Origin of the sequence: Kineosporia rhizophila, assembly GCF_021277265.1 — a bacterium.
Lineage (GTDB): Bacteria > Actinomycetota > Actinomycetes > Actinomycetales > Kineosporiaceae > Kineosporia > Kineosporia rhizophila.
Window position 1 is genome coordinate 220038 of sequence record NZ_JAJSOH010000012.1, and the last position, 10708, is coordinate 230745.

Genomic DNA, 10708 nt, shown 5'->3' on the forward strand with positions numbered 1-10708 from the left:
TCGTCACGTCAGTAGATCCCCAGCTCCTTGCCGAGGAAGTCGAAGACCTCGTCGTCGGAGGAGGACTCGAGCTTCTTGGAGACGTCCTCGCCGCCCTTTCCGGCGCGGGTCTCCTTCCAGCGGGCCAGCACCGACTCCAGCCGCGCGGTGATCCGGGCGGCCTCGGCCGCGTCCGCATCACCCTTCACGGCGCCGTCGAGCATCTCCTCGAGCCGGTCCAGTTCGCTCAGCACCGGCTGGGCGGCCGAAAGACCCTCGGGCACCAGCAGCGTGCGCAGGTGCGAGGCCACCGCCCGCGGGCTGGTGTGGTCGAACAGCAGGGTGGCCGACAGGCGCAGCCCGGTGGCCGTGTTCAGCCGGTTGCGCAGCTCGATCGCGGTCAGCGAGTCCGAGCCCAGGTCGGTGAAGGCCCGGTCGGCGTCCACGTCCTCGGGCGAGGGGTAGCTGAGCACGGCCGCGGCCTGGATCCGGACCAGTTCCACCAGGCGCCGGTCCTGGTCGGCCGGTTCCAGCCCGGCCAGTTCCTCGGCCAGTTCGTTGGTCTCGCCAGTTTCAGTACCACCAGAGGACGCCTGCAGCGCCTCCCGCACTTCCGGCAGGTTCTCGATCAGCGGGCTGGGGCGACGCAGGGTGAAGGCCGGGGCGAAGGTGGCCCAGTCCATGTCGGCCACCACCAGAGTGGTCTCGTCCGCGTCCAGCGCCTGACTCAGCGCTCGTACGGCGGGTTCCGGGTCCAGCAGCCGCAGACCGCGCTTGACCATCGCGGCCTTGCCCTCGCGGTCGCTCATACCGCCGCCGTCCCACGGACCCCAGGCCACCGATGTCGCGGTCTGGCCACGGGCCCGCCGGTTCTCGGCCAGGGCGTCGAGGAAGGCGTTCACCGCGGCGTAGCCAGGCTGCAGGCCACTGCCCCAGACCGCCGAGATCGACGAGAACAGCACGAACGCGTCCAGGTCCAGGTCGGCGGTCAGCTCGTCCAGGTGCCGGGTACCGGCCGTCTTCACCGCGGCCATTGAGGACAACTGTTCGACGCTCGTCTCAGCGAGCGCCGTCGCCTGCCCGGAACCCGCGGTGTGCATGACCGCGCGCAGTTGCGGGCCGGAGGCCGCAACTCGATCCACCAGACCCGAGACATCGGCGCGCCGAGAGATGTCGGCCTGGACGACGTCCACAGTTGTGCCCTGCAAGGCCAATCTGGCCGCGCGCTCGACCGCCCCGTCGGCGTGAGCGCCGGACCGACTGGTGAGCACGATCCGCTCAGCGCCACGCTCGGCCATCCAGTGCGCGACGTGCCCACCGATCGCCCCGGTGCCACCGGTGATCAGGACGGTGCCCTGCGGAGCCCACACGCGCTTGGTCTGCGGAGCCCCGGCGTGCTCCAGTCGGCGCCCCAGCAATCCGTTACCGCGGATCGCGATCTGGTCCTCGTCGCCCAGAGCGCCCGACAGCACAGCCACCAGCCGGGCAATCGTGCGCTCGTCCGCAACCGACGGCAGGTCGACCAGACCACCCCAGCGCTCAGGGTGTTCCAGCCCGACCACTCGCCCGAGCCCCCAGTTCTGGGCCTGTGCCGGGTTCGTCACCGACTCGACGGCGCCGCAAGTCACAATCCACAGCGGCGCGATACTTTCGGCGTCGCCGAGCGCCTGTACCAGGTTCTGGTTGGCGGCGAGTCCGCTGTTGACGGCGGCGAAGTCGGCCCGTGGCGTCTCCTCCAGCGCCAGCAGGCTGACTATTCCGGCAAGGTCGGCGGGGATTCGAGCGGCCAGTTCGGTTCTGGTCACCGTGGCGGTCGAGCAATGGACGACGCTCACCTCGGCTCCGGCGGCCGTCAGGCCCTGGGCGCAGGCGTCCAGCAGCGGGTGCGGGGCCTCGGGGGCCAGCAGCAACCAGGTGCCCGTAAGCGTCGCGGGTTCTGGGTCGGCCAGGGCGCTCCAGACCACCCGGTGACGCCAGCCCTCGGTCGCCGACCGGTTCAGCTCGCGCTGGCGCCACGAGGTCAGCGCGGGCAGCAGCTCACTCAGCCGTTCGCCGTCCATCTCCAGGGTCTTGGCCAGACCGCTCAGGTCGCCGTCCTCGACCGCGCTCCAGAAGCCGGCTTCGCTGCCCGTGGCCGCGACCGAGGCAGAACCTCCGTCGAGCCGCAGCTTTCGCGGCCCCACGGCCCAGTACCGCTGGTTCTGGAAGGCGTACGTGGGCAGCTCCACCCGGCGCCCGGCCGGCAGCACCCGGGTCCAGTCCACGACCGCCCCGCTCACGTGCAGGTGGGACAGTGCGGCCAGCAGCGAGTCGGCAGCCTCTGCGCGCGGGCGCAGCACCGGCACGAACTCCACCTGCTCGCCGAGCACGCCGGCGCCCATCCCGGACAGCGTTCCGTCCGGCCCGATCTCAACCACGACCGACACTCCGGCGGCGGCCATGGCCGTCACCGCGTCGGCGAAACGCACTGCTTCGCGGGCCTGCGACGGCCAGTACCCCGGCTCCGGCGTGCTCACGGCCTCGCCGGTGAGCGCTCCGATCCAGGTGACGTCGGGCGCGGAGTGCGGCAGCGAGGCCGCGACCTCGCGCAGTTCGTCGAGCACCGGATCCATGCGGGCGGAGTGGAAGGCGTGGCTGACCCGCAGCCTGCGCACCCGCCGCCCCTGCTCACGCCAGTGCTCGACAACCTGGTCGACGGCGGCCTCGTCACCCGACACGACCACTGCGGTCGGCCCGTTCACGGCCGCGACCCCAATGCCCGCAATACCTTCCAAGGACGCCCGGACCTCGGCCTCGGTGGCCTCGATCGCGCCCATCGCCCCGCCTTCCGGCAGGCTCTCCATCAGCCGGGCCCGGGATGCGACCAGCTTCGCCGCATCCGCCAGGCTCAGCACGCCGGCCGCGTGCGCCGCCGCGATCTCGCCCACCGAGTGACCCGCCACCGCGTCCGGCCGGATCCCGGCCGCGGCCAGCACCGCGACCAGCCCGACCTCGACCGCGAACAGCCCGGTCTGGGCGTAGAGCGTGCGGTCGGCCCGCGGATCGGGTTCCTCGTCGGAAGCTGCGGCCAGCACCAGATCGCGGATCGGGTGGCCCAGTTCGGCCTCGACCGCTGCGGCAGCCTGGTCGAACGCCTCAGCGAAGACCGGCGAGGCGCTGTACAGCTCCCGCCCCATCCCCGCCTTCTGCGCGCCCTGCCCGGCGAACACGAAGCCCACCTTCGCCCGCCCCGCTTTACCCGTGACCACGTTGGCCGCCGGCTGCCCCTCGGCCAGCGCCCTCAGCCCGGCCACCAACTCGTCCATGCTCCGACCGCGCACAACCGCCCGGTGCTCCAGCAGAGTGCGCCGGGCCAGGGAGTAGGCCACATCGGCCGGCTCGAACTCCTGCGTCTTCAGGTGCGCCGCCAACTGCCGCGCCTGCCCAGCGAGCGCCGCAGTGGTGTGCCCAGACACCAGCCAGCCAATCGGGGCCGCCAGCGACGCCCCGGCAACCAGCGCTGCCCCGTCAACCAGCGACGCCCCGTCCGCCAGCGACGCCCCGTCCGCCAGCGACGCTCCGCCACCCTCACCTACGGCGCCAGAACCCTCTCCTCCCCACTTCGGCGACGGCCTGTTATCGCCACCCCCGAACAACGAATGAATAGATGGCCCCCCAACAACCATTTGTTCACTCGTTACCGGTTCACCAGCCCGAGACAGGCCTTCAGCCTCGCCGAAGCCACCGCCGTCGTCAGCCCACGCCCCCGCCCAACCGGCAGCAACGGGAGCCTCTTCCACGATCACGTGCGCGTTCGTCCCACTGATCCCGAACGCCGACACCCCAGCCCGCCGCACCCGCGAACCCGCAGCCCAGGGCACGGGCGCCTGCAGCAGCCGCACGCCGCCAGAAGCCCAGTCCACGTGCGGCGTCGGCTCGTCGGTGTGCAGTGAGCGCGGAAGCTCGCCGTGCTGCAGGGCCAGCACCATCTTGATCACGCCGGCCACACCCGCAGCCGCCTGCGTGTGCCCGATGTTCGACTTCACCGATCCCAGCCACAGCGCCCGGTCGGCCTCGCGCCCGCGTCCGTAGGTCGAGAACAGCGCCTCGGCCTCGATCGGGTCGCCCAGCGGCGTGCCGGTGCCGTGCGCCTCCACCACGTCCACGTCGTCCACGCTCAACTGCGCGTCGGCCAGTGCGGCCCGGATCACCCGCTGCTGCGAAGGACCGTTGGGCGCGGTCAGCCCGTTCGAGGCGCCGTCCTGATTGATCGCTGTACCCCGAAGCACCGCGAGCACTGGGTGGCCGTTGCGGCGGGCGTCCGAAAGCCTCTCCAGCGCGATCATTCCCGCGCCTTCGGCCATGCCCATACCGTCGGCCGAGGCGCCGAATGCCTTGGACCGGCCGTCGGTGGCCAGGCCCCGCTGGCGGGAGAAGACCACCAGGTCCCAGGGGGTGGCCATGATGGTGACGCCACCGGCCAGGGCCAGGTCGCACTCGCCCGAGCGCAGGGCGCGGGCGGCCAGGTGCAGGGCGACCAGCGATGAGGAGCAGGCCGTGTCCATCGTGACGGCGGGGCCTTCGAGGCCGAGCACGTACGAGACCCGCCCGGAGATGACGCTGGTGGCGTTGCCGGCCATCAGGTGGCCCTCGATGGCGTCGGCCGTCTCGTGCCCGGTCTGTGCGCCGACCACCGCGTAATTGGAGCTGTAACCACCGGCGAACACACCCGTGCGTGAGCCGCGCAGCGATCCCGGTTCGACCCCGGCCCGCTCCAGCGCCTCCCACGAGATCTCCAGCAGCAGACGCTGCTGCGGGTCCATGGCCAGGGCCTCGCGCGGGCTGATCCCGAAGAAGGCTGGGTCGAACTCGCCTGCTTCATGGACGAATCCGCCCGACTGCACGTACGTCGTCCCGGCGGTGGCGGGGTCGGGGTGGTAAAGGGCGGGCAGGTCCCAGCCGCGGTCGGTCGGGAAGCCCGAGATCGCGTCGGTGCCGCGGGCCAGGAGCTGCCACAGCTGTTCCGGCGAGCTCACGCCGCCCGGGTAGCGGCAGCCCATACCGACGATCGCGATCGGCTCACCCTCGACCGCCGCGACCGGGGCGGCCGCCAGCTCAGCCGCGTCGCCCAGCACTTCACCGCGCAGGTATTCGGCCAGGGCGCTCGGTGTGGGGTGGTCGAAGAGCAGGCCCGCGGGAAGCCGCAGACCGGTGACGCCGCTGAGCCGGTTGCGTAGTTCGACCGATGTCAATGAGTCGAAGCCCAGTTCGCTGAACGCCCGCCCAGGGTCGACGTCTTCGGGGTTCGAGTAGTCCAGGACGGCGCCGACCTCGGCCTGCACCACGGCGATCAGATTCTGCAGCTGCTCCTCGCGCGAGAGCGCGGCAAGCTGGGTCAGCAGGGCCCCGTCGCCGGCGGTGGCAGCGTTCATCCGCTGCACCTCGGGCAGGTCGCGCACGAACGGTGCGTGCTGCAGACCGGTTTCGCCGCCCGCGGTGGTGAGCAGCTCCCAGTCGATGTCCATCACGGTCAGGGCGCTGTCCGGGCCCTCCAGGGCGTCGGCCAGGGCGCGCAGGGCCGGCTTCGGGTCCATCAGGACCTCCCACCGGTTGCGGCTCAGCCGCTTGCGCGTTGCCTCGCTGGCCGCGGCCACACCGCCGCCAGCCCACGGCCCCCAGGCCACAGACAGGGCGGGAAGGCCGCGGCCCTGACGGTTCTGGGCCAGGGCGTCGAGGTAGTGGTTGGCCGCGGCGTAGTTCGCCTGCCCACCGGCACCGAAGGTCGCTGAGGCGGAGGAGAAGAGCACGAACGCGTCGAGGTCAAGGTCGGCGGTGAGCTCGTCGAGGAGCTGGGCGCTGGTGGCCTTGGCGTTGAGCACCGGGCCGAGGCGGTCGGGGGTGAGCGAGTCCACCACACCGTTGTCCACGACACCGGCGGTGTGCATCACCGTGCTGAGGTCGGAACCGATCCAGGCGAGCAGCCCGGCCACCTCGGCGCGGTTGGCGCTGTCGGCCGCGATCACGTCGACTCTGGTGCCGGTCTCGGCCAGTTCGGCGGCGAAGGCGGCGATCCCGGCCGCGTGAGGGCCTGAGCGGCTGGTGAGTACGATCCGACTGGTGCCAGGGCTGGTCTGCGCACCCACCGGGCTGAGTCCGGCCTGGGCCGAGACCGCTCGTTGAGCCCCCCAGCGAGCCAGGTGCCGACCGATCGCACCGGTACCACCGGTGATCATCACCGTGCCGCGCGGCTTCCAATTCCCGGCCGGAGCACCGTCCCGCCGCGCCCGCTGCAGCCGCCGGGCCCGGATACCGCTCGGCCGAATCGCGACCTGGTCCTCACGCAGACCCGCCAGCACCGAACCCACCCGGTGCAGGGCAAGCTCATCCAAGTCGTCCGGGAGGTCAATGAGACCACCCCAGCGGTCCGGGTTCTCAATCGCAACCACCCGCGAGAAACCCCAGACCTGGGCCTGCACCGGCCGCGTCAGCGGGTCATCGGCAGCCGTCGAGACCGCGCCGGAGGTGAACACCCACAGCGGCGCCGAGATCCCGGCATCGCCGAGGGCCTGGAACACCGCCATCGTGCCCACGAGCCCGGCACTGACCTGATCGAGTACCGGGGTCTCGTCCAGCGCCAGGAAGGACAGCACTCCTGTGAGCTTTCCGGTCTCCCCCAGACCTTCCAGAAGCGTCTCCCGCTCGAGCGCGCCTACGGACAAGACCGTTGCCACAGCGCCGAACTCGCCCAGCATCCGGGTAACCGCAGCAGCCTGAGCAGCACCGGCTTCCCCGGTGATGAGCAGCCACGAGCCGGACAGGCGCACCCGGTCTGCACCGGCCACCACGGGCCAGGAGACGCGATAGCGCCAGTCGTCGATCACGACCTCGCGCGCAGGCTGTTCCGCGACTGTCTGCCGGGCCATGGACTTGAGCCAGTAGGACTGGCGGGAGAAAGCATAGGTGGGCAGATCGACCCGGCGACCAGCAGGCAGCACCTGCAGCCAGTCGACCTTCAGGCCCTGCACGTGCGCCTGAGCCAGCGCGGTCACGAAGCGGCGCGCACCGGCGTCCTCTCGCTCGAGCGTGCCCACGACCACCGGCTGGCCCGAGAGCTCCTCGAACGTCTCGGTGATCGGCCCGGTGAGCACCGGCTGCGGGGAGACCTCGACAAAGGTGCGGTGGCCGGTCGCGGCCAGGGCAACCACGGCGTCCTGGAAGCGGACCCGCTCGCGCACGTTCGAGTACCAGTACCCGGCGTCCAGCGCCGAGCCGTCGACACGTTCCCCGGTCACGGTCGAGTACAGCGGCACCCGCCCGGCCCGCGGCCGGATGCCGGCCAGGTCTTGGACGATCTGCTCGGCGAGTACCTCGACGCGGGCGGAGTGGGCCACGAAGTCGGTCTGCGGGATGCGCCAGCGCAGCACCCGCCGCTTGGACAGGGCCCGCTCGAACTCGTCCAAGGCATCCATGTCGCCGGAGACCACCGTGGTGGCCGGGCCGTTGACCGCAGCGACGGAGAGCCGTTCACTCCAGGATTCTTTCGAGACCAGCAGCTCCTCCACAGCCGCCACCGGCATGACCACCGAGAGCATCCCGGCCGAGATGGCCAGGCTCGAGAGGCCGCGGCTGCGGACGGCGACCACGCGGGCGCCATCTTCCAGCGACAGCGCCCCCGACACGACCGCGGCCGCGATCTCGCCCTGCGAGTGCCCGATGACCGCTTCCGGACGCACGCCCGCGGCCTCCCAGAGCGCGGCGAGCGAGACCATGACGGCCCACAGCAGAGGCTGCACCACATCAGCACGTTCGATGCCCGGAGATCCTTCGACGCCCTTGAAAACGTCCTCGAAGGACCAGTCGATGTACGGGCTCAGGGCCTGACCACACTCGGCCAGACGGGCCGCGAAGAGCGGGGATTCGGCGACCAGTTCGCGGCCCATCCCGAGCCACTGGGTGCCCTGGCCGGGGAAGACGAAGACCACGCGGCCGGTGCCGGAGGAGGTGCCGTTGGCCGGGCCGGGGATGACACCGGGCCGGCGCTCACCGGCAAGCAAGGCCGTCAGGCCGCCCAGAAGACCGGCGTGACCACCGGGCTCGCCGACCACCGCGGCGCGGTACTCGTGCGTGGAACGGGTGGCGGCCAGCGACCAAGCCACGTCAAGCGGATCCAAGGACGGCTCAGCAGCGAAAGCGGCCAGGCGCTCGGTCTGAGCATTCAGGGCCGCGGCCGAACGTCCGGAGAGCAACCAGACCGGCGCAACCTCGCTCAGCAGCGGGGTCTCAACAACGGACGGGGCAACGGTCGCGTTCTCGAGGGGAGCTTCTTCCAGGATGACGTGGGCATTGGTGCCGCTGATGCCGAAGGCGGACACCCCGGCCCGCCGCACCCGTCCGTCGTCGGCCAGTTCGGACGGCCAGGGCCGGGCCTCGGTCAGCAGCGAGACCGCGCCGGCCGACCAGTCGATGTGCGGTGAGGCCTCTTCGGAGTGCAGGGTGCGCGGCAGTAGCCCGTTGCGCAGGGCCAGGATCATCTTGATCAGGCCGACCGATCCGGCCGCCTGCTGGGCGTGCCCGATGTTCGACTTGGCCGAGCCCAGCCACAGCGGCCGGTCCTCAGGGCGGTCCTGACCGTAGGCCTCGAGCAGTGCGCCGGCCTCGATCGGGTCGCCCAGCGGCGTGCCGGTCCCGTGCGCCTCCACCGCGTCGACGTCGGAAGCCGAGAGTCCGGCCGAGGCCAGGGCGGATCGGATGACGCGCTGCTGCGAAGGCCCGTTGGGCGCGGTGAGGCCGTTGGACGCGCCGTCCTGGTTCACTGCCGACCCCGCGACCAACGCGAGCACCGGGTGGCCGTTGCGACGAGCGTCCGAAAGCCTCTCCAGGACGATCATGCCCGCGCCCTCGGCGACGCCCATGCCGTCGGCCCCGGCGCCGAACGCCTTGCAGCGCCCGTCGGGGGCCAGGCCCAGGGCGCGGCTGAAGTCGGTGAACATGACCGGGCTGGCGGTGACGAAGGCCGATCCGGCCAGGGCCAGGGTGGCTTCGCCGGAGCGCAGCGCGGCGGCGGCCAGGTGCACGGCGACCAGGCCGGAGGAGCAGGCCGTGTCCACGGTCATGGCCGGGCCTTCGAGGCCCAGCGTGTACGAGATGCGGCCGGACAGCACGCTGGTGGCGGTGCCGGTGACCAGCCCGCCGTCGAGCGCGCCCTCGGGCTGGTCGGCGCCATAGCGGGAGGCCGTGCCCCCGGCGAAGACGGCGGTACGGGAGCCGCGCAGCCCGGACGGGTCGATGCCCGCACGCTCGAGTGCTTCCCAGGTGGTCTCCAGCAGCAGCCGCTGCTGCGGGTCCATGGTCAGGGCCTCGCGCGGGCTGATCCCGAAGAAGCCGGCGTCGAACTGGTCGGCCTCGTGCAGGAAGCCGCCGTTCTGGATGTGGGTGGTGCCGCGGCGCTCGGGGTCCTCGTCGAACAGGTCGTCGGTGTTCCAGCCGCGGTTGCCGGGGAACTGCCCGACCACGTCGCGACCGTTGGCGAGCAGCTCCCAGAACGCTTCGGGGCTGCTGGCGCCGCCCGGGTAGCGGCAGCCGATGCCCACGACGGCGATCGGGTCGTCGGTGGCCGAGGTGTGGGCGGCGAAGGCGGACAGGTCGACCATTTCGCCGTCGACCAGGCGCGAGCGCAGGTGCCGGGCGACGGCGGCGGGCGTGGGGTGGTCGAAGGCCAGGGTGGCGGACAGCCGCAGCCCGGTGGCGGCGTTGAGCCGGTCGCGCAGCTCCACCGCCATCAGCGAGGTGAAGCCCAGCTCGCCGAAGGGCCAGTCCAGGTCCACGTCCTCGGGCGAGGCGTGACCCAGCACTCCGGCCACCCAGGTGCGCACCAGGTCGGAGATCACCCGGTCCTGCTCGGCCTCGGGCAGCCCGGCCAAGCGCTGGCCCAATGCAGAGCCCGCATCCCGGGCTTCGGTGTGCAGCACCGGCTGGGTCGGGGCAACAGAGGCGGGGCGGGAGCCCTGGGTGGGCATGGCCCACAGCTCCTGCCTGGCGAAGGCATAGGTCGGCAGCGCCACCCGGCGCCCAGCCGGCAGCACGGCCTTCCAGGCCAACGGAGCACCGGCCACGTGGAGCCGGGCGAAGGCGGCCATGATGGATTCCGGCACGTCGGTCTTGGGCCGCAGCACCGGGAAGAACGTGCCCTCGCGCTCGCCCAGGGCGGCCGGGCCCATCGAGGTCAGGGTGGCGTCGGGACCGATCTCGACGAAGACGGTGACGCCCTGGTCGGCCAGCGCGCTCACGGCGTCGGCGAAACGCACGGGCCGGCGGGCCTGCTCGGGCCAGTAGGAGGCCTGCGGTTCGGTGATGAGCGCGCCGGAGGCGGCCCCGGCCCAGATCAGCGCGGGCGCCTGGTGCGACAGGCCGGCGGCGACGGCGGTGAGCTCGTCCAGCGCCGGGTCCATCCGGGCGGAGTGGAAGGCGTGGCTGACCCGCAGTCTGCGCACCCGGCGCTCCTGCGCCCGCCAGTGCTCGATCAGTTCGTCGACGCCGGCCTCGTCACCGGACACGACGATCGCGTTCGGCCCGTTGACGGCGGCGATCTCGACGCCTTCGACGCCCGCCAGCCAGGCCCGCACCTCGTCCTCGCTCGCCTGCAGCGCGCCCATCGCGCCACCGGCGGGCCGGGCCTGCATCAGGCGGCCGCGGGCGGCGACCAGCTTGCACGCGGCTTCCAGGCCGGGCACCCCGGCCCCGGGCGCCGCCG

The 10708-nt window shown here is 72.2% G+C and carries 1 protein-coding gene; it reads right to left on the bottom strand.

The window, feature by feature from the left end; all coding sequences use genetic code 11:
* Positions 1–8: 8 nt before the first annotated feature.
* Positions 9–10688 (bottom strand): SDR family NAD(P)-dependent oxidoreductase, encoded by a 10680-nt coding sequence (locus LWF15_RS18630; RefSeq protein WP_332879915.1) that lies wholly within the window; start codon positions 10686–10688, stop codon positions 9–11.
* Positions 10689–10708: the final 20 nt, after the last annotated feature.